1 protein-coding gene is annotated in these 378 nt (G+C 72.5%); it reads right to left on the bottom strand.

The window, feature by feature from the left end; translation table 11 throughout:
• Window positions 1–14: 14 nt before the first annotated feature.
• On the bottom strand, window positions 15–378 hold a 364-nt coding region (locus FLP08_RS17345), incomplete at its 5' end, for an amidohydrolase family protein (protein ID WP_156278175.1).

Raw genomic sequence — 378 nt, 5'->3', positions numbered from 1 at the left:
CATGGTGGCAGGGATCAACCCTCGTGGGTCAGGTGTCCGTCCACCAGGGTGTAGCGCACTCGTCCCGGCAGGCAGTGACCGACGAACGGGCTGTTCTGCCCCTTCGAGTACCAGCTCTCACCGGCCAGGGTCGAACCCTGCGGGTCGAACAGCACCAGGTCGGCGGCCTGGCCCACCGCCAGGCGCCCGGCAGGCAGGCGCAGCGCCTGGGCCGGGCCGTGGGAGAGGCGGGCGAGCAGGGTCGGCAGGTCGAGCAGGCCGTCCTGCACCAGCGTCATCGCCAACGGCAGCAGCAGCTCGGCGCCGCTGATGCCCGGCTCGGTGGCGGCGAACGGCGCGTTCTTGGCGTCCGCCTCGTGGGGTTGGTGGTGGCTGGCG

Origin of the sequence: Christiangramia aestuarii (genome assembly GCF_009735585.1) — a bacterium.
Classification (GTDB): Bacteria; Bacteroidota; Bacteroidia; order Flavobacteriales; family Flavobacteriaceae; genus Christiangramia; species Christiangramia aestuarii.
Note: the sequence above shows the minus strand (reverse complement) of the source record. Positions and strands in the feature narration are given on the sequence as shown.